The sequence below is a fragment of the Dietzia alimentaria 72 genome (genome assembly GCF_000226215.1).
Lineage (GTDB): Bacteria > Actinomycetota > Actinomycetes > Mycobacteriales > Mycobacteriaceae > Dietzia > Dietzia alimentaria.
Genome location: NZ_AGFF01000021.1, coordinates 1 through 20,839 on the forward strand (window position 1 = coordinate 1; position 20,839 = coordinate 20,839).

Below are 20,839 nucleotides of genomic sequence, written 5' to 3' on the forward strand. Positions count from 1 at the left end.
ACCCACTGGCCCTATCTGCCACCTGTTCGTTGGGTGCCTGCCATTTAGCCGATGCGCGTTCGTCTACCCGGCGACCGACATGCAGCAAGACGCCTGGCTTCGAGCGCACGTAGCGATGTTCGAGGCGCTCGGCGGCTCGGTACCGCGGATCGTGTGCGACAACCTCAAAACCGGCGTGGTCAAGCACCCACGCGACGGGGAGATCGTGCTTAATGACGCCTACCGGGAGATGGCCGCCCACTACTCCGCAGCCGTCCTACCAGGAAGAATCCGGCGCCCGAAAGACAAATCTGGGGCCGAAAACACCGTCTTGCATGTGGCGACCTGGGTCATCGCCGGACTGCGGGACCGGCAGTTCGCCACACTGCACACGCTGGCCGAGGCGATCGGCGAGCGGATGGACGCCTGCAACCGCGAGCCGTTCCAGAAACGCCCCGGCTCGAGGCTCAGCGTGTTCACCGCCGAGGAGCAGCCGCTGCTGACGCCGCTGCCGGCAGTGGCGTACGAGATCAGCCGGTGGCTCTACAGTCGGCGCGTGGGCCGCAACGGCCACGTGGTGGTCGAGCGCAACTACTACTCCGCCCCGCTGGCGCACATCGGCACCAAGGTCGACGTCCGGATCACCGCCCGCACGCTGGAGATCTACCGCGGCACCGAACGACTCTCCAGTCATCTTCTGCTGCCGGACAGCGCCTCGGGCCAGTACCGCACCAACGACGCTGACCTGCCGGCCGGTAAGCAGTACCAACAGTGGGATGCACCCCGGGTGCGCCAGTGGGCCGAACGGGTAGGACCCTCAGCAGTGATCGTGATCAACCGGATCTTCGAATCCGTGCCCGTCGACGAGCAAGGCCTGGACGCCGCCCTGGCGGTGCTGCGCCTTTCGCGGCGCTTCTCGGCCGAGCGGGTCGAAGCCGCGTGCGCCCTGGCGCTGACCGGCCCGATCCGCTCGCCCCGGTACGCGCACATCCAGCCGATCCTGGTCACCGGCCAAGACAGGACCGCGACTCTGCGGCCACCACGGGAAGCACCGAATGAAGTCGGCGGATACGTCCGCGGGGCCGACTACTACGCCGGAGGTACCCGATGAGCAGCATCGACATCGAAACCAAACGCAAACTCCGCGAGATGGGCGCCCAGCCCCTGCTCGAGGCCATCGAGGCCCAACACGAGGACCACGTCCTCGGGATGAGCTTTCACGAGCGGCTGCAGCTGTTCGTCGACCACGCGCACGAGAGTTTCAACCATTCCAAAGTCGATGGTCTGATCCGCCGAGCAGGGCTTCGGTACCCGAGCGCGGATCTGCGGCGAGTGGACCTGATCGAGGAGCGTGGCCTGAACCGAGCGGTGCTCGCCCAGCTGGCGACCTGCTCGTTCATCGATCGTCAGCAGAACGTCGTGTTCCAGGGTTTCACCGGCTCGGGCAAGTCCTACCTCGGATGCGCCCTGGCCAAGCAGGCCTGCACCCACCGGTTCCGGGCGCACTACATTCGGATGCCCGACCTCGAAGAGGCCTGGGCGTTGGCGAAAGACCGACCGCAGGGGCAGACGAAGTTCCTGAAGAAGTACGCCGCGTTCTCACTGCTGGTGATCGACGAATGGCTGCTCGACCACCCGGACGAGGCGATGCGCAGCATGCTGCTCGAACTCCTCGAGCGGCGCTACGACACCGGCTCCACCGTGTTCTGCACCCAGTACGCGAAGAAGGACTGGCACCAGCGCCTGGGCTCCGGGGTCCACGCCGACGCGATCATGGACCGAATCGTCCACAGCGCCATCTGGATCGACACCGGCACCCACAACATGCGCGAACACGCCGCAGCAAACCAGTAAGTAACTCCCCGGACGGGGCCGGTGGACCCCACGGACGCGATCACCGGCCCCCAACGGCAATACTGCTGGCCCCCGGACGCAATATCCGGTGGCCCCCAAACCTCCAAATACTCACTCCGGGGCCACCGCAGTGCAGATTTGGGAGAAGATCCGCGGCCGACGCCAGCTGGTGGCGCACATCGGCTCCGCCCATACGCCGGGTGAACTCGCCGCGTTGATTGAGATCGCCAAGCAGCGAATCCATGCTGACCAGCACGAACTTGATCTCGGCCTGGAAGACGCGGCCTCCGCGGTGATCGATCTGCCTGCTCGTTCGGCCGCCGTGGCAAAACGGTCATCGTCACGAATCCTGTGGCAGGGCCTGGCAGGCAGCTACGAGCGTCTCGGGTTCAACGTGGTGGCCGACCCGGTGTTCCGTGACTTGGTACTGGCCCGTCTGGTCGAGCCGACAAGCAAACTCGATTCGGTACGGGTGCTCGAACGTCTTGGTCTGGATGCTCCGCACGTCAACACGCTCTACAACTGTTTGGGCCGGGTTGTCGCCCGCGACTACCGCTCCAAGATCGCTACCGCGTGTTGGCATCACGTCACGGCGGCCAACGGCCCTGGCGTCGCCCTGATCTTGTACGACCTGACCACGCTCTATTTCGAGGCGGAGAAGGAAGATGATCTACGCAAAGTCGGCATGAGCAAGGAACGCCGGGTCGACCCGCAGATCACGGTCGGACTGCTGGTGGCCCGTGACGGATTCCCGCTGGATATCCACGTCTTCGAGGGAAATAAGGCAGAGTGCGACACGAGGTCGCATGTGTGAGTGGATCACGATGAAGGAGGCACCGATGGTGACGTGATTCCCGGTTCGTGCTCAACGACCGGTCTCCTCCCTGGCGTGCGTCGCGGGTAACTGCGAGGTGCGAAGCCCAGGGTTCAAGCCGAAGGGCGCTCGATCCTTTCCGAGTGCCACGGGCGAGGAGAAGGACGGGCGGGCGAACACGAGTGAACCCTTGGTTGATGCCTCGTCATGTTGAAGGTCCGGGTAGAAGGGATGCGGGACCGGACCGAGTTCAGGGATGGGCCGCTGAGATGCGGCAGATGCCGGGCGCTGATCGGCAAGCGTCTGGGTGAGCACCATCGTCCCCGGGGTATAGAGGGCGCCCTCTCCGTCCGCGTCTGACGCATGTGGAACGTGGAAACCCCGTCTGGGTCCAGTCAGTGCCCAATGGGCAGGGCTGGTAGGCCGACCGTGAGGAAGGTGCAATCCCCAGCCGGGAACAGGATGACCCGAGAAGCAAACGCCGGCGGCCGAAAGGCAACGGGAAGGGCGTCACCGAGATGCGGCCACCTCCTGGCCGTGGTGGCGTCGAACCGGCCGGATACGAGCGTTGTGCTCGGCCCGAGAGGGAGCCCACGCGGGTCAGGTGAGTTCGTGAAGAAAGGACGATGATCGTGACGTCAGCATCCGCGGGGACGTTGGACGCCGACACCGAGGTGGCGGTGAACGGATCGCGGGACCGTGCCGAGGACTGGGACCAGGTCGACTGGGACCGTGCCGAGGCGGAGGTACGGCGGCTGCGGCAGCGCATCTTCACGGCGTCGAGGGCAGGCGAGCACCGCAAGGTGCGGAGTCTGCAACGGTTGATGCTGCGGTCCAGGGCGAACGCTCTGGTCGGGACGCGGCGCGTCACGCAGATCAACCGGGGACGGCGGACCGCTGGGATCGATGGACTGACCGCGCTGCACGGCCAGGATCGGGTAGAACTTGCCCGGTGGGCCCAGCAGCGCGGCCATGAGCCACCGGCCCTGCCGGTACGTCGGATCTACATCCCGAAGGCGAACGGCAAACGGCGCCCGCTCGGCATCCCCGTGATCGCCGACCGTGTTGCCCAAGCCGTGGTGCTCAACGCACTGGAGCCCGAGTGGGAGGCCCGGTTCGAGACACGAAGCTATGGCTTCCGTCCCGGACGGGGCTGTCACGACGCGATCGAGGCCATCTACACGGTGTGCAAGGGCAAGCACCCTGCACGATCGTGGGTCCTCGATGCGGACCTGACAGCGGCGTTCGACCGGATCGACCACGACCGGCTACTCGATCATCTGTCCGGGTTTCCCGCCAAAGAGCAGGTGGCCCGGTGGTTGAGGGCCGGAGTGGACGAGAGGGGAAAGTTCGCCTCGACCAGCGAAGGCACGCCGCAAGGCGGAGTCATCAGCCCGCTGCTGATGAACATCGCCTTGCACGGGATGGAAGATGCTGCAGGAGCCCGGTACAAACCGTGGCGCTCAACCCGGGGCTGGTCCGTGCAGGGAACACCTGTGCTGGTCAGATACGCCGACGACCTGGTGGCTCTGTGTCACTCCCGGCAACAAGCCGAACAGGTCAAGGAGCGCCTTACCGCGTGGCTGGCACCCCGAGGGTTGTCGTTCAACGAGGACAAGACGAAGATCGTCCATCTGTCCGAGGGATTCGACTTCCTAGGGTTCAACGTCCGCCACTACCCCGAGCCGGGGAAGTTGTTGATCAAGCCGTCGAAGGCAGCCGTCAAACGGTTTCGTGCCCGGTTGCGTGCCGAGATACGCAGCCTTCACGGCGCGAATGCTGCGGCGGTGGTCAGCAGACTCAACCCGATCCTCCGGGGATGGTCGGAATACTACCGGACGGCAGTGTCGAAGAAGGTCTTCTCGAGCGTCGACCACACGCTGTGGTGGTTGCTGTACAAGTGGGGTCGACGCCAACACAACACGAAGACCGGCCAGTGGATCACCGACCGCTACTTCGGACGGTTTCATCCACAGCGACACGACCAATGGGTCTTCGGCGACCGGGAAACCGGCGCCTACCTACGGAAACTGTCGTGGACGCCGATCCGTCGCCACCAGATGGTCAAGGCCGATGCGTCACCTGACGACCCGGAACTGACCGAATACTGGCAACGACGACGGCGGCGTCACCGGCCACCCGACACGGCGGCACCGCTGCCTCATTACCTACGACGCCCACGGGAATTTGCTTGAGCCGGATGCGGTGAAAGTCGCACGTCCGGTTCTGAGGGGGCCCCGGCCCGGTAACGGGCTGGGGCTACCCGACGACCAAGACGTTGATCCCGGTGATCACCGCCTTCCAGGAGCGGCACGCGATCACTGACATGGTCGTTGTGGCGGACGCCGGAATGCTCTCTGCGGCCAACCTGAACGCCCTGGAGGACGCCGGCCTGTCGTTCATCGTCGGCTCCCGCACGTCCAAAGCGCCGAAAGAGCTCGAGGACCACTTCGGGCGCCGCGGTAATGCGATCGCCGACGGCGAGACCGTGGAGCTGACCCGACCTATGGGGCAAGGCCGCGACCGGCGAGACCGCAGAGTGGTGTGGCATTACAAGTGGGAACGTGCCCAGCGAGACCGCCGTACGCTCAATGCGCAGATTGACCGCGCCCAGCGGGTGGCCGACCGGGCCGAACCGTTGAAGAAGCAACGGTTCGTCAAGCTAACCGGTCAGAACGTCACCTTGGACGAGGCATCGATCGAACGAGCTCGTCAGGCGGCCGGCTACAAGGGCTATGTCACCAATATCGGCCCGGAGATCATGAACGGGAAGGCGATTGTCGCGGCGTACCACGACCTGTGGAAAGTCGAGCAGTCCTTCCGCATGGCCAAATCTGATCTGAAGGCGCGGCCGATCTTCCACCGGACCCGGGACTCCATCGAAGCGCACCTGACCGTCGTGTTCGCCGCTCTCGCGGTCGCCCGCTACCTGCAGAACATCACCGGCACGTCGATAAAGAAGATCGTCGGCACCCTCGAACCCCTGCGCACCATTGTCGTCGCCATCGGTGACCACGAGATGGTCGTCGAACCGACCGTCAACGACGACGCCCGAAACCTCATCGACGCCATCAACGCGGGTCACTAAAAGTTGTGGAACTCAGGTCTGGCCAACCGGCTCGCCGTGCTGGAGCCGACCTCGCAGCGGCGGTTGGATTTCCTGACCGACCTGCACAACTGTGACCTGCTGGTATTGGACGACTTTTTGACCACGCCAGTCGCACCGCACACCGCGGCCGAGTTGCTCAACATCCTGGCCGCCCGCGAAGGCCGAGGCTCGACCTTGGTGACCTCGCAGTTCGATCCGCCCGACTGGTACAAGTCCCTCCAGGACGCGGTCATCGCCGAATCAATCCTCAACCGGATCGTCGCCGGCGCCGAGATCGTCGCCCTCGACGGGCCGAACATGCGCCGGCAGCTCGCCGACGCGCAGTAGTCAGTCGGAACACAGCGGTCGGACGGGTGGCACCACCGCTACCGGATACCCGTCCGACCGCTACCGGATCGTCAGAACCGCGCTACCAAAAACACGTCCCTAACACCAAGTCGGGTGCCACACTCGGCGCAGACCGGATTAGCGGTGACGGGGGCGCAGAACAGGTGCGTGAATTCGTCGGCCACGGCGGCGTCGGTGATGGTCACCCCGAGTTCGACGGTGCGGCAGATGGTGTCGGCGAGCAGACTGGCGGTAGCGTTCAAAGTGGGCCCTGGGGTGTCCGATGCGTGGTGTGAGAACCTGCATCTTCACACGCCCCAGGACCCTTACATCTTGTGCCTCACCGCGTCACCGCCGCAGCCCAGCTACGCACTCCGGATCCGGAAGGGCTCAGTTAGCCATACGGGGACAGCATTCCTCAGCGCGCTCAACGAGTCGGCCTTGCAGCCAGCTCTACTGCTGCATCATCATCTCAAAGTGAGCTGAGTGGCCAGCGGCTTCAAAAATCTGTCGAAAAGCGCGCAGGTGCATGGTTGCGTCAGAAGAAATACTGGAGTAGTCGACATCCCAAGGCGCAGTATGGGACCCATCGTTATACCAGGACAGAAGCGCCTGGCATGCCCACCGATCGCTTTCCGAGACATCCGCGATAATCTTGTCGGTATCGAGCCCCCCTGCGATTTGAAAGTAGTTCTCGATGATCCTCCGCATGGCATTGGGGAGCCAAGCTGAATGCTCAAGATTGTCTGCCTCGGATGCGGCGCGCACTTGGTCCCAGAGTTGCGTGTAGTTGGACTTTATCGGCGACCTTTCATAGTGTTTATGGGTGGAAGTTCCGTTAGCTTCCTTGGTTAGTACTAGGTACGAGCGTGTGCCTGGGCTGACGCCCTTTGGGGTGAACACAGATTCCTTGTAAAAGAATGCGTTGTGGGTTAGAAGGATGACTTGTTCAAGTCTTCCCGTCTCCTGCACGCAGGACTCGAAGAGAGTCCTAAGGAGGAGGTTAATTACAAAGAGGGTTTCACCGTCTAGGCTGGAAACTGGGTCGTCAATTATCGCTACTACCCGATCGGAGGCGCTCTTGTCCTCATGTAAGCGAAGAAGTTTGTGGAAATAGTAAAGGAAGGAGATTAGGGTCCTCTCTCCTTCACTCAGTGTGTGGCCGGCGGGCGCGCCGTCGGCGCGAGTTAGTCGGTATGAGTCATCGTCGTCAAGGTGCTGAATCGTGAAGTTAAGAAAACCGAGACTTCGAAGCGTACTGTTGATAGCTTCTACTGTGGGCGCAGCCGACGTCAATCGTTTTTGCAAATCGGCTAGCTCGCCTCGCTTTTGAATGAGTGTTTGCTTCGCCGAATCTAGCTTTGGTCGCAAGCTTTTGAGCGCCTTTGTGGGTGCTTCGATGGCGCCATCGAAAGTGGCTAGGTCGTTATCGACAACGGAGTGGACGTAGTACCGCCAGACCTCCTTTTTGAGATCGTCCTTCGCCTGTTCGCGGTTGCGAAGCAGTGAATTGGTTTCGTCGATTCGTTTGTTTGTAGTGGCGACGATTCTCTCAAGCTCTGTCTCGGAGTCTGAAATCCCCGGCAGGACTACGCGCGACGACGGGGCATTTACCTTAACTTCGATCTGCCGCTTTCGGGCGACTATGCGCTGTTCCAGCGCTTCTGCTGCTTTCAGAATTGCCGGCGTTTCGTCGACGGGATTAGCGCGGACTCCGGACAGGAAATTGCTGACCATGGTGAGACGTCGCTCTTCTTCGGCTAGTACCTCTCGGGCACTGCGTATTTGATCTGCGTAGAAGTGATCGAAAAGCGCATTAAGTGAAGCTGAAATGTCTTTGTCAATTGCCTGCTGGCAAAACGGACACTGGCCGTTCGACTGATCCAAATATTGTAGTCCCTGTCTCACCCAGTCGGTATTGCTGAGAAATCGGGTAAAATCCCCGAAGCTAGTTTCATCTTTCGGTTTTATTGGTTCCTCTAAGAGGTAAGCTTGTTCGGAAGTTATCTCACCTACCGAAGGTAGAGGCGCAATGCGGGGAACCTCCTGCGCGTTCTCTTCTCCTAATGTCTCGTAAGAGGCAACGAGTTCATCCTCGGACTTTATCCCCTGTGCGGGGGTGTGATTGCGCACTCTGAGGGCTTCGGACACGTTCTTATTTGAATCTCTAAGAAACCCTTGGAAAGCTTGTTGTAGGGGCTCCGGCAGCGTCTTGCGTGCCTGCCAGCAAGCATTGGTAAGTGTCTTTTTCGCGTTGACAATTAACTCTTCTTGCCTGCGTATCGTAGTGTCGAACTGTGCGGCCACCGTTTCGGCCGATTTAATTTCACCGGTTTGGGTCGCGCCACCATTACTGGGTCGCTTACCGGTGAGCTCATCAATTCGTTTTTGATCGTCAGGGTTGCCGTCCCTGATTGCAAAAACTCCAGGTATGCGTTGATCCGGATGAAGAAGAAGCTCAACGAAGTTTTTGTCAAAAAGCTCTAGGCTACGCCCTGGCTCCTTCATTGAATTAAGACTTTTGGCGATTGAGGATTTTCCTGAACCGTTTGGTCCGTAGAGAAAAGTTATCTGAGCGAAGGGCTGTAAGGGTGGCGCATCAGCGCCGAAGCACGGGATGTGGTCGAGTTTCAATGATTCGATCATCTTAGTTCGCTTTCGTTCGCTTCAACTGCACCCGAAATTGGTTGCTCCGCTTACCTGAAGTGTTCCTTCAATGTGGGGCGCTGGATGTTCGCGTGCTGCTCGCTCCCCGCGCCAATTCTCGTCGACGAGTGAGCCGAGGGAGTGACCCCGACGGTCATCGCCCATGTTAACCGTGTACGAGTCAAATTCTGGCGCGCTTTGCTACAGCGTGTCTGATACTTGGGCTGCGATAGCCAGCTGAGTTCGAATCCGACGAGGCCGACGGTGCTTGGTGTCGCCGGTGAATCTTGGAGCGATATGCGAGCGTTGACGAAGGGGGAAGGCTGAGACGAGACACGGACCTCGCGAGCTGGGTGTCTGTGTTCCGGCCATCGCGCCGATCGGGAGACGTACCCATGCTCCCCTGAATGGACGTATGGTTCGCGCTCAGACCCCGGCGTTGAGCAGTCGCACCCAGGTCTTTGGCAGAGATATCGAGGGCGGTCTGCGCTGTGACCACAGCCGCGCCCGCGCTGGCCGACAGCAAACCGCCGCCCGTAACGCGGCGACCTACCAAGCCCGACGCGCCCCACCCGGCCCTCGTTTACACATCGCCTCAGTCGTCGGCGGCAGCCGATGTCTCGCGGTCGTAGCGAGCGTACTCATGCGTTTTGCCCGTGGTGGACCGAGAGACCGGAACGCGCGCCCACTGCCCTTCGCCTGGCTACCGCCCACCTTGTCGTCGTTGCCCCAACGTCTCAGCGCGGCGCGGGGATCCAACTTTCCCAAGACGGAAACCCGATCTGAAAACCTGTCAACTCGAGCACGTCATCGTCGCGTGATCGCCTTCGACTCATTCCCTCGCCTTACGTCTCTCGGCCGGATTGGCCCCATGGGGACGCCCAACCGCATCGTGCTGCCGGCTGTGGATATTAACCCCCCTGATTCATGGGGTGTGGGAGATTCGGTTCTCTACGGATGTTGCGTCCTGATCGGCGAGTAGGCGTGCGAAAGCTCCGGCTGGCGCTGCCGGTGGGCGGGTCTCCGGGTGGTGCTGTCGTGGGCGGACAGGTGGAGTCAGGCGGGTTTGGGGATCGCGGCGATCGTGTGGAACACGGAGTCAATGGCGGCGGCCCAGGGCCAGGTCTCGGGGATTCTCACGCGTCGTCGGCGGCTGCTGCGAGTCAACAGAGCTGCGACGTGCAGAAAGCGGTAGCGCATCGCTTTGGGCTCGCACGCAGCGAGGATGGCGGCCTCGCCGATGCAGGCCAGCATCCGGGTTCACGCGATGAGGTCCGCGGCGATCATCACCGCCACCAGCCAGGCCTGATTGAGGGCGAACTCGCGTGAGGGAAGCCGGCCCAGGCCGGTGTCCTTGGCGCGGCGGATCCGGTCCTCGACCCGGGCGTGCGCCCGATGCCGCGCTTCGAGGAACTGCAGTTGCCCGGTGGTGGTGTTGGTAACAAAGGCCTGGTAGCCCCACCCGTCGAGCTCTTCGAACATCGATAGTTGGGCGCCCGGGTGGGGCCGCTCGCGGCGGACGATCACGCGCATCCCGTCTGGCCACTTGGCGAGCATCCGTGGGGAGAGAAACCCGGTCAGCTCTGCGACCTCGGCCCCGTCGCGAATGTCCCCGGAGGGATTGAGCGCTGGCCCCCACGCGGCCTCGGGGCAGGTCGCGATGGCCCGGCGAATCGGGGCGGTGATGGAGAACCCGACTGAGTATTCCACCTGTCGACCGCGGACGCGGTTCTGCTCGGAGATCCACTCCAACAGGTCATGGGAGGCGCCGGCGCCGTCGGAGCGGCTCAGCACATCACGCCGATGGGCAGCGGGGATCTGGACGACCGCCTGCCCCAGGACGTCGATGTGGTCGGCAGCGGTGTTGGAGCCAGCGTTGCCCGGACGCAGACTGGCGGCGAGGAACTCTTCTGTGTTGTCGCACCACACCCCGATTGGGTGGTAGCCGAAGGTCCGCTTATAGGTTGGCGCGCTCTGTTCTTTCTCGCTGTGGGTGACCACGATGGTGGCGTCCACATCGAGCACGACATTCTGACCCAGATCCCGGCCCGCGCACGTGGAGGCGGGCACCCCGCCGGGCAGGTGGGACCACACGTGCCGCCGGGCACGAGCCCGCGCCACCTGGATCTTCTTGCGTTTACCAGCGGTGACCTCATCCAGGGCGCGCCACACAGTCGGAGAGGAGGCGACCGGCCCCAGGACCGTGGACTGGTGGCGCAGAACCCGGATGTCGGCGATGGACTCCCCGCCACCGGTGAGCATCACCGCGACATCGGTCAACACCCTGCCACGGTCATGGATCGGGATGGATCGGCGCTGCGCCATAGCCTTGGATAGCTCGGCGGTCAGACCGACACGATCAGCCAGAAGGCGAGGCGCGATCGTCCCGGCGTGAGAAATCACCCCGACATCGTCGACACAGAACGACAGACCAGACGACCACGAAGTACGCTTCACCTACCGAGTGCTTTCTGCTTGAGAACCTGGATCTCTAGACAAGTCCCAGTTTCCCCTGTTCAGGAAGCACTTCGGCCTATTTTCACCCAGCGATCCGCAGATCCCCATGAATCACCGGGGTTAACGTCTCCGAATACAGCGAGATCGAGGAGCGGGGATTGACCGCTATGTGGCGCCCCCGGCCGGGGAGCGGGCTTGATCATCACGGAAAACGCGTGCGCGATCAAGTTCCCGGTGGGCGCGGCGTCGCTCAATGAACCAGGGCCGTCGGATGACAAGCGCATCCTGGGCCTCAAGGCGCTGGTGGGCGCGGTGCACGCGGTGGGGCTCATGGGCTCAAGAAGGCGTCCTAGTAGGAGATGATGCGCGATGGCATCACGTGGCTCGTCGCCAGTTGGGCGCAGGCCGCCGAGCGGGGCGCCAAGGCGGGCGCGGACGCGATCGAGATTTACGCGGTCCACGGCTACCTCGCGGGCGTGTTCCTCAACCGGCGCGACAGTCAGCGTACGAACGAGTACGGCGGGTCGCTGGAGAACCGGGGCGCGGCTGGCGTGCGAGGCCATTGCCGCGGTCAAGGAGCGCGTGGGAAAATCCGGCACTGATCGGACGGCGCCCGGCCACCCAAATCAACTGATCACCTCGCCCCCGCCGTCGCCCCGCCGCGACCTCCTCACGCCCCGCTCCTAGACTGTCCCCTCGGCGCCCGGGCCGCCGTCACCGACAGTCACCCACCGCGGGGAGCCCCACGTGGAGTACGCGCAGATCGAGGCGCTGCGCGAGCGGCATCCCGCCTGGCGGATGCTGCGCGCCACGCACGCGCCGCTGCTGCTGACGGTGCTGGGCCGGTTCTTCGTGGAGGCGGGGCGCGGCGCCAGTTCCGAAGGGGAGCTGGTGGCCGCGCTGGACGACCAGCTCTACGCCATCAACACCCAGGACCCGGAGAACCCGCGCTACCTGCGCACGGCCGCCGAGTATCTGGCCGACTGGGCCGGCCCGGAGGCGGGCTTCCTGCGCCGCTTCTACCCGCTGGGCGCCGACGAGATCCACTACGACGCCACCCCCGCCCTGGAGAAGGCCTACGCCTGGGTGCAGGGCCTGTCCGAGACCTCCTTCGTGGGCACCGAGTCGCGTCTGCAGACCGCGGTGGACCTGCTGCGCCAGATCGCCAAGGGCACTGAGTCCGACCCCGCCAAGCGCCTGGTCCAGCTCGAGCGCCGCAAGCAGGAAATCGAGCGGGAGATCGACCAGCTGCGCCAGGACCCGGCCTCCGGCCTGCTGGACCGCACCGCGGTGCGCGAGCGCTACCAGCAGTTCGCCACCACCGCCCGCGAGCTGCTGGCCGACTTCCGCCAGGTGAAGGAGAACTTCCGCGCCCTGGACCGCTCGGCGCGCGAGCGCATCGCCACGTGGCAGGGCAGCAAGGGCGAGTTGTTGGCCGAGCTCGTCCACGGCCGCAGCTTGATCGACTCCTCCGACCAAGTGCCTCACTGGCATCGATGAGCCCGGCGCGGACCGGCGCGTGCGCACGGTGCACCACGGCTGGGCGGAGGCCGCGGAGCGCACGCAGCAGACGGTCCGCAACATCTCCGAGCAGCTGCGCCGCTTCACCGACGACCAGGTGTGGCTGGAGAACCGCCGCGTCCTGGACCGGGTGCGCCAGAACGAGACGTCGGCGATGCAGGTCCGCGAGGGTGAGCTGCCCGACCCCGGGCTGGAGCTGGAGGAGACGAGGATCGCTGCCCACGGATCGTCCGCTGTTCACTGCCTGGTCCGCTGCGGAGGTCAATAGCCTGCTCAATCCGGTCCACACCGAGGTGGTCGACACACCGCCGCCGCGCCGCTACCCACTCCGGTTTCGGAAGGGCTCCTTCCCTAACTGGCTGCTACCAGGCCCCATCGAGCAGTTCCGGAATGTGTTCACTTGCTCGTGAGTTCTTCATGGTCACCAACCTCGCGTTGTGGAGCCTGATAGCGGTTCCCAGAGCCGGGTCGGCGAGGAGCTGTCGCGCGGATCGAAGATCGTGGACGTGCAAGGTGGTTTGGTCGTCGCTCAGTGAGGTGAAACCACTGTCTGTCACCTGGACTGATTCACCGACGAGAGTGGCAAGCAAACTACTGGCGCTGTCGGCGAGCATCGGACTTCGCGCGACCCACAGTCTGATCAACGGGCCATTCTCTGAGACGGTCACGTCGGCGACGAAGTACCCGCCTGCGTAGACGGTCCACAGCGTAGAGCCCCGCGCCGGTATCGAAACCGACCAATGGACCGCCTCGAGGAGTTCAGGTCGTGGCAAGAACGCTCTGGCGTAAGTGTGCAAGAGCGCAAGAGCCTCCTCCGCATACGGCGATGTCCTCAGGTGCTCCGTGTTCAGCGACGTCGGAGTCGTGCGGGTCTTTGGCGCCCACCGCGTATTACGGCCAGCCGGGGCCGGCTGGCCTGTGACAACCCACGATGCGAGGTCCGTCGGCGTGAGCAGCCGGTTCCTGAAGAGAGCACGACGCCCGAATGTGCGGAGTTCCGATCGGACACGACGGATCGCCGTGTCCGGGTCAGAAGGCCAGCCGCCGTTCGTGCGATCTTCGACGCCTTCCACGAGGTCGTCGACGAACAGTCGTTGTGCAGGATCGGCCCTCCCGCTGTCGTCGAACTCAAGTCCCTCACTGGCCAGAACGTCCTGTACGTCCCGCTCGTCACGAGGATCGATCCAGGCGAACCCGGGAGAAACCGAACCGTCGACGGTCAGAATGCGATAGGCGTTCGGAACCGGGTGACTGGCAAGCCGCTGAGCCAAGGGCACCGGGTGAGTACCGACGGCTGAAGCAACGTCTCCGTATGTAGTCCAGTGTCCGGCGGGTATTGACGCGGCTACCTGGTCCAGTGCTCGCCACAGAGCGCTGGAGTCGTCCAGGGAAGTGGCGACGGGGCCTGGCCACTCGTTGATGATCCTTTCCGCGATGTCCTCGGCGCGGGCCGCGATCTGTTCCGGCCCCCAGACCTCGGACTGGGCGGGGAAGTGGTTGAGGCGAATACCACTTCGGGCGAATTCGGCCTTCTTCTCGGCGAATGGCCGATTACCCAGTGGGCTGTTATAGCCGGTGAGCGTGAGATTTCCGAGCGTGTGGAGTAAACGCGTGTGAACGTCGGGCACCGTCTCGTCGTCGTCAATAAGCGCCTCGAGATCGGCCGTCCATTCCTCGGACAGTGTCTGCGGCATGATGTGCTCGATGGTGGTCTGAGAGAGGTCGACAGCCTCCTTGCTCCGGTATGTCTCCTCGAGCCACCTCATGACCAACGCCCTATGGTTGGCACGCCCCTTGATGTAGAAGGGCGAGAGCGCTACAGCACTGCGGATCTCGGCATCCGTGGCGAAGTGTTTCCTTCCGGTGGACAGGTATTCGGACACGGCCTCATCGAGCGGCAGCCCAGTGTCGGCCTCGGCGACCACGCCGAGCAGTGTTCGGTTGACGTTCGACGACGAGCGGCCGATCACGAGTCGGCGAACAAGATAGCTCTCGATCGCCAGCATTGCCCGGGCCACGGTGGCCGAGTCGGATTCGCCTCGAGCGCGTAGGTCGAGGAAGTGCAGCATCACTGGAAGGACGGTCGATGAATCCCAGCGGTGCAGACGGAGGAGCCGAAACCTGACGGCCTCGTCCATTTCCTCCACTGGATGGGTCACGATTCGAAGCAACCTGCCGAGTGCCGACAGACGTTCGACCTCGGCGACGATGGCGTCTTCGCCACTGACCGCGTCCAGGCGCCTTTGTTGAAGGGTGTACGTGTCCGCCTGCTTCACGGTGGGACGATCCCTCACCAGATCGAACCAGAACAGGACTTCGAGTTCTTCCGTAGTCAGTGCGTCCTGCAGAGGCTTCCAGTGATACCGGTAAACCTCCTCCGCGCGCGTCGGTAGACGCATGAAGAGATAGTTGCGCAGCAGGTCGGCTTGGCTGAGCTGGAGGCCAGTGTTATTGAGCGATTCGAAGATTCGGTGAACGTTGTCGTTCGCATCGGTAGTCACGACGACCAGTGACACGCCCTGCGTGCTGGCGGCTTCGATGCGGTCGATGTCGTGAGGATCCTCTGGATCGTCAGCCATGATCAACTTCCGACGGAAGAACCGATAGGCCTCACCGACGGGATCCTCGCCGCCGGCCTCAGGGAGACGGTCGATTACCGCGCGATACGAATCGCGGTCTGCCTGGGTCGGTAAGAGTTTGAGCTGGAGCGCGTCCGACTCGAACTTGTTGATCAGGTAGAGCTCGTTCACTGCCTCGGCCTTGCGGGGCTCGCCGGTCTCTAAATGGTGGTCCCGGATGGCGGCGAGTAGAAGCGTGAGTGTGGTCAGCCGCTGTTGCCCGTCGACGACAAGGAACCGCTGGACTCCTCCAGCCGCCGTGCCAGGGGCAGGAGAGAGCACCAGGGAGCCCAAGAAATGCGACGCCGTCGGGTCTACTTCCCGCTCATCGGCGAGCTGAACGATGTCCTCCCACAACTGCGCCCGGTTCGCCTCTTTCCACTGGTACGGACGCTGGTACAGCGGCACCTGGTACTGCCAGGGCCCCTGGAGGATCTGGTTGAGGCCTCGTTCCTGAGCGTTGACCATCGTGTGGTGTCGTCCTGTTCCTACTCGATGTGCACATTGCTAAACCTGCGGCCAACCCTAGTCAGGTCAGGTTTGTCGTCGCCTGCCACCCGACCGGGCGAGCGCTGACCAACGAATACGACCCGAGCGGGCTACCTAAGTTTCAGAGCTGCGTCCGCTTGCGCACCCGTCGGGTAGCGAGCGGGACCGCGCCGTGGGCTGTGCGGATTGCTGACGGGGGACTGCCGTTTAGTGCGCGTACTGTCTCAGCCGCGCCTATGTTCGCCGACGGCGGGCCGCGGTGGAGCGATCCGGAGGCCATCGAAACCGCTTGCATTGGCCATGGGCATCGTCGCCGTAACGACGCCTCCGAGCTCGGCTTCGCCAGCGACGAGTTGTGTGGCCGCGGACTGCGCACCCGGGAACCGGCGGCGCGGGACTCCGCTGACCTCGACCCAAACCGGTGTGGGCTCAGACCGCGAACTGTCGGCGCGCGGCCTCGACCAGCCAGCGTTCGTACCGTCGGAAGCTCCAGCCCCCTTGGAGGACGAGCTGTTGATGGCTCTCCGGTGACCATAAGAACGACAGCGCCGCGGCCGCCTCGTCGACGTCGTCGATCGGTCCGACGATCCCCCGGCTGGCCAGGAGATCTATGGCGCTCCGGTAGTCCAGACGGCGCCGCTGGAGCAGAGCCGACAGCGCCTCGGCGATAACCGGATCGGCGTTCGCGGCAGCGAGGTACTCGCTCCACAACACACTGGTTCGCGCGTTGGCAGCGCCTATAAGTCCGGCGAGCGCTGGGAGGAGCTCGTCGCTATCGGAGGTCGCGACGAGCTCTCGCGCGGCATCCGACTCCGCGAGCAGCTGATCTCCCTCGGCGCCGGCAAAGGCCTGCTCGAACGCGCTGAGTAGCAGGGCACGCTTCGGCCCGTTGGCCTTCACGGTTTCCGTTGACACCCCTGCTCGGTCGGCGATATCGCCGAGGGATGTGCCGCCGTAGCCCCGTTCGGTGAAGCAGGCGGCGGCCGCGGCGACGACCCGTGTCCGGGTGTTGGCCGCTTGCTCGGCGCGCAGCGTCGACCGATACGCACGGGTAGGAATTTCCTCCGACATCGTCCATCCTTATTGACTTGCCTATTGGGGTGGTGAATACTTTCTGGGGCAGGCCAATAATAGCCTGCCTCACCGGAGGACCACTCATGGCATCCATCCTTCTCACCTCCACTCCAGTTCGCGGCCACGTCACCCCGCTACTGTCCATCGCCCAGTCACTCGTGGGCGCGGGGGACCGGGTGCGATTCCTGACGGGCGAGAGATACCGCGACGAGGTCGTCGGCACCGGCGCGGACTTCCTGCCACTCCCACCCGAGGCTGACTACGACGACCGCGATATCGACGCCGCCTTCCCCGGCCGGCGAGGGCTCCGCGGACCCGCCGGCGTGCGCTACGACATGATCGAGATCTTCCTGCGCCCGGTCCCGGCGCAACTGTCCGCTGTGCGCGCGGCATTGGCGGCCGAACCGACCGACGTCATACTGGCCGAATCGATGTTCGCGGCCGCCGCCGTCCTGACCGGCGTCCCCCGCGAGCAACGACCACTCGTCGTCAATCTGGGCATCGTTCCGCTCGCGGTCAAGCACCCGGACGTCGCCCCCTTCGGCCTGGGTATCCCACCCCGTCCAGGCATGGTGGGCCGCCTTCGTAACCGGCTCCTCAGCGTCGGGGCCGAGCAGGTCGTCTTCAGACCGATCCAGCGCTATGCCAACGAGATCGCCCGGTCCGAGATCGGGCGCGATCTGCCGCGATTTTTCCTCGACTGGCCCGCCGGTGCAGACCTGCTCGTGCAGTTCACGGTGCCGGCGTTCGAGTATCCCCGGCCCGGTCTCGCGGATACTGTCAGGTTCGTCGGACCCGTCGCCCGATCGCGACCGTCCGCTACGCCCCTCCCGGACTGGTGGGACGACCTGACCGACGATCGACCCGTGGTGCACGTGACCCAGGGAACCGTCGCCAACTCGGATTGGGCCCTCGTCGAGCCGGCCATCCGCGCACTGGCCGACGACGACGTGGTGGTCGTCGTCAGTACGGGGGGCCGCCCGCTGGAGAGTCTTCCCACGGACCTTCCCGGCAACGTGCGCGCGGCGCCGTTCCTGCCGTACGACCGGCTTCTCCCGATGACCGACCTGTTCATCACCAACGGTGGCTACGGCGGAGTGCATTACGCACTCGAGCACGGCGTCCCGATAATCGTTGCCGGCCGGACCGAGGACAAGACCGAAGTGAGCGCCCGCGTGGGCTGGAGTGGCGCGGGAATCGATCTGCGGACCGACACCCCGACCGCACAGCAGATCGCCGCCGCTGCCCGACGGATCCTCTCGGACGAGCGTTACCGGACCAAGGCCGCCGCCATCGGCCAAGACATCCGACGCTCACCCGGACCCGACGCCGTACACAACCTGCTCGTCGAGGCGCTCGCTGCCTCCCACACAATGAGGAGAACACCCGTCATGAACACCGCATCAGTGACCGTCGGAGAGATACGGGACGCCCGCGATCTCGACGACCTCTCCGGACTGCTCTCGGGAACGCTCTCGCAGCCGGTCGACCCCGACTGGGACGAGTCCCGGCGAGCGTGGCAACTGACCGTCGACCAGCGACCCAGGGCCGTCGTCACCGCGTGCGACGCCCGCGACATCATCCTCACAGTGCGCGCGGCCGCCTCGCTCGGGCTGCGGGTCGCGGCGCAGAACACCGGGCACAACGTGTCCCCTCTCGGGGACCTGACCGGGACGATTCTCGTGCGGACCGCCGCACTGGCAGAGGTGGAGATCAACTCCGACACCCGGGTGGCGCGCGTGGGCGCCGGCGCCCGGTGGGGCGACCTCCAGGCGGCTGCCACAGCCAAGAACCTGATCGGGGTCGGCGGGTTCTCCTACGACGTCGGGGTGATCGGGCTGATCCTCGGGGGAGGGCTCGGCTGGTTGTCCCGTTCACACGGGCTCGCGTCGGCGTCGGTGCTCGGCTTCGACGTCGTGACGGCCGACGGAGTGCCGCGTCACCTTGACGAGCAGCACGAACCCGAACTGTTCCGGGCGGTCCTGCAGGGAGCGGATCTCGGCGTGATCCTCGCGGTCGACATCCAGCTGTACGCCACCGTCGAGATGACAGCCGGCGCGCTGTTCTGGCCCGGCGCCTCGACTCGGGAGGTTGTGCGCTTCTGGGCCGGGTGGACGGAGAGCCTCCCGGACGCGGTGACGTCCGTGGTGCGGCTCCTGCGCGTACCTGAGGCACCCGGCGTCCCGCCGTTCCTCGCGGGCCGCGAATTCGTCGTCATCGAGCTCGTCGCGCAGCTACCCTGCGCCGAGGTCGACATGATCGTGGCCCCGCTGCGCGACATGGCGCCCGAGATCGACACGATCTCCCTTGCCTCCCCGGTCGAGCTCGGCGCCCTCCACATGGATCCGCCGCACCCGTCGGCGGCTCTCAGTGCCAGTGCGGTGCTCCACTCACTGCCGACTGAGTGTGCTGATGCGCTCGTCGACGTCCTGGGGGGAGACGACGGGCGCGGGCTGACTTCCGTGGAACTGCGCGACCTCGGCGGGGCGCTCGACCGCGGTGGGCGGTCCGCGGTGGCCGGCGCGCGAGCGCTTATGGTCGCGGTGGCGGTGGCCCCGCCCTCCGGCGCGGGGGGTGCGCCCGGCGCAGACGCTCTCGCCGCCGGCCGAGTGGGGCTCGACGCGGTGATTCGTGCGGTGGCACCTATCAGCGCTCCGCGGCGTCTGCGCTCGATGACCGAGACGCGGGTAAATCCCCGAGAACTGTGGGCCGATGACCTCACCGAACTGCAGGCCCTCAAACAGCAGTGGGACCCTGCGAATCTGGTTCACGCGAACCATTCCGTCGTCAACGCGATGCGCTGACAACGCGGCGACGAGGCCGCCGGGCGGCCTCGTCGAAGTCCCAGTGTCAGCTGCCGAAATACGGCGGCGGGCTGCTGCGGCGATGGGCGGACGCCCACAAATCGTCGGTCGAAGCGGGCGAGAGTGCATCATCGGGGGTGGAGTCGCTGACGTTGTTAAAAAGGAGCGTGCACGATGCCGGTGTTCACCACGGTGATCGACGACCTCGCGTTTCCCGAGGGCCCTCGGTGGCACGGTGGCGCATTGTGGTTCTCGGATATGCATGACGGCAGGGTGATCAGGTGGGAGCCGGGTGGCGCACCCGAGACGGTGGTGCGGATCGACGACTGTCCGTCAGGCCTGGGCTTTCTGCCCGACGGCAGGCTGTTGGTCGTGTCGATGCACAGCAGGCAGGTGTTGTCCGTCGAGCGGGACGGCAGCACCCGGGTGCACGCCGATCTCTCCGATATCGCCACCTGGCATGCCAACGACATGCTCGTCGACAGCGCGGGTCGGGCTTACGTGGGCAACTTCGGCGACGCGAGTGCGCCCCCAGAGCCGATCACACCGGCGACGTTGGTCGTGATCGACCCGGACGGTGGCGTGACTGTCGGGGCCACCGACCTGCACCTTCCCAACGGGATGGCGCTGATCGACGGGGGTAGCACTCTCGTGGTAGCCGAGACGCGCGCTCTGCCCCCACAGATCACGACCTTCGCGGTGGGTCCGGACGGCGCGCTCTCCGATCGTAAGGTGCTCATCGAGTTGGCCGATGAGCTCCCCGACGGGCTCGCCGTGGACGATAACGACGACATCTGGTTCGCCTCACCGTTCACCGGCGAGCTGATCAAAATCTCGCCGGCGGGTGACATCCTCTACCGCCTCGCCTCACCTCGACCACCATATGCCTGCGCGCTCGGTGGTCCGAGCCACTCGACCCTCTACGTGTGCGTCGCGGACGATTGGGACCGGGCCACATGCCGTGAGCAACGCAGCGGCGGCGTGCTGGCGGTGGAGGTGGCCGGGCTCTGAACGTCGGCATGACGAGCCGCTCCCGCTGACACACTTGTCCCGGAGCTACACGGACGCCGGCGCCGGGATTGACCGGGCCGGGACGTGCCCGAGCGGTGCAGAGGCGCGGACCGCACCGTGAAGGTGGTCGACTGAG

Annotated in this window: 10 protein-coding genes and 6 pseudogenes; 11 read left to right on the plus strand and 5 right to left on the minus strand. The window is 64.5% G+C overall.

Annotated elements, in window-relative coordinates; all coding sequences use genetic code 11:
- The 6 genes and pseudogenes from ON04_RS08885 to ON04_RS08910 all read left to right on the plus strand — a co-directional run.
- Positions 1–1,090, plus strand: a 1,090-nt coding sequence (locus ON04_RS08885; RefSeq protein ID WP_029458099.1) for an IS21 family transposase, incomplete at its 5' end; no start/stop codon positions are given.
- Positions 1,087–1,833: an ATP-binding protein gene (locus ON04_RS08890; RefSeq protein WP_010541256.1), complete on the plus strand. Its 747-nt coding sequence runs from the start codon at positions 1,087–1,089 to the stop codon at positions 1,831–1,833. The genes ON04_RS08885 and ON04_RS08890, both read left to right, overlap by 4 nt.
- 88 nt (positions 1,834–1,921) lie before the next feature.
- Positions 1,922–2,632 (plus strand): annotated as a pseudogene (locus ON04_RS08895) (IS1634 family transposase); the annotation flags it as partial.
- Between the two features lie 647 nt (positions 2,633–3,279).
- Positions 3,280–4,842, plus strand: coding sequence for a group II intron reverse transcriptase/maturase (gene ltrA, locus ON04_RS08900; protein WP_238529275.1), 1,563 nt, complete (start codon positions 3,280–3,282; stop codon positions 4,840–4,842).
- 74 nt (positions 4,843–4,916) lie between these two features.
- Positions 4,917–5,735 (plus strand): annotated as a pseudogene (locus ON04_RS08905) (IS1634 family transposase); the annotation flags it as partial.
- Between the two features lie 18 nt (positions 5,736–5,753).
- Positions 5,754–6,083, plus strand: a pseudogene (locus tag ON04_RS08910) (ATP-binding protein); the annotation flags it as partial.
- 95 nt (positions 6,084–6,178) lie between these two features.
- Here ON04_RS08910 and ON04_RS08915 read toward each other — a convergent pair.
- The 3 genes and pseudogenes from ON04_RS08915 to ON04_RS15740 all read right to left on the minus strand — a co-directional run.
- Positions 6,179–6,346 (minus strand): annotated as a pseudogene (locus ON04_RS08915) (ISL3 family transposase); the annotation flags it as partial.
- A gap of 190 nt (positions 6,347–6,536) precedes the next feature.
- Positions 6,537–8,729, minus strand: a complete 2,193-nt coding sequence (locus ON04_RS16215) for an AAA family ATPase (protein WP_081477157.1) — start codon at positions 8,727–8,729, stop codon at positions 6,537–6,539.
- Between the two features lie 1,056 nt (positions 8,730–9,785).
- Positions 9,786–11,186 (minus strand): annotated as a pseudogene (locus ON04_RS15740) (IS1380 family transposase).
- Between the two features lie 195 nt (positions 11,187–11,381).
- Here ON04_RS15740 and ON04_RS17070 point away from each other — a divergent pair.
- From ON04_RS17070 to ON04_RS16225, 3 genes and pseudogenes are all read left to right on the plus strand, one after another.
- A complete protein-coding gene (locus ON04_RS17070) occupies positions 11,382–11,549 on the plus strand; it encodes a hypothetical protein (protein WP_238529279.1) in 168 nt (55 codons plus the stop codon).
- On the plus strand, positions 11,549–11,788 hold the full coding sequence (locus ON04_RS17075; RefSeq protein ID WP_238529280.1) for an oxidoreductase: 240 nt from the start codon (positions 11,549–11,551) through the stop codon (positions 11,786–11,788). The genes ON04_RS17070 and ON04_RS17075 overlap by 1 nt, the downstream gene beginning before the upstream one ends.
- A 145-nt stretch (positions 11,789–11,933) precedes the next feature.
- Positions 11,934–12,861 (plus strand): annotated as a pseudogene (locus ON04_RS16225) (DUF3375 family protein); the annotation flags it as partial.
- A 208-nt stretch (positions 12,862–13,069) separates the two neighbouring features.
- Here the strand turns inward: ON04_RS16225 and ON04_RS08940 are convergent.
- Together ON04_RS08940 and ON04_RS08945 are read right to left on the minus strand one after the other, a co-directional pair.
- A complete protein-coding gene (locus ON04_RS08940; RefSeq protein WP_010541264.1) occupies positions 13,070–15,793 on the minus strand; it encodes a GmrSD restriction endonuclease domain-containing protein in 2,724 nt (907 codons plus the stop codon).
- 450 nt (positions 15,794–16,243) lie between these two features.
- A complete protein-coding gene (locus ON04_RS08945; protein WP_010541265.1) occupies positions 16,244–16,885 on the minus strand; it encodes a TetR/AcrR family transcriptional regulator in 642 nt (213 codons plus the stop codon).
- An 86-nt stretch (positions 16,886–16,971) separates the two neighbouring features.
- Between ON04_RS08945 and ON04_RS16730 the strand changes: the two genes are divergently transcribed.
- Positions 16,972–19,692 (plus strand): FAD-binding protein, encoded by a 2,721-nt coding sequence (locus ON04_RS16730; protein WP_010541266.1) that lies wholly within the window; start codon positions 16,972–16,974, stop codon positions 19,690–19,692.
- A 174-nt stretch (positions 19,693–19,866) separates the two neighbouring features.
- On the plus strand, positions 19,867–20,703 hold the full coding sequence (locus tag ON04_RS08955) for an SMP-30/gluconolactonase/LRE family protein (RefSeq protein WP_010541267.1): 837 nt from the start codon (positions 19,867–19,869) through the stop codon (positions 20,701–20,703).
- Positions 20,704–20,839 lie beyond the last annotated feature (136 nt).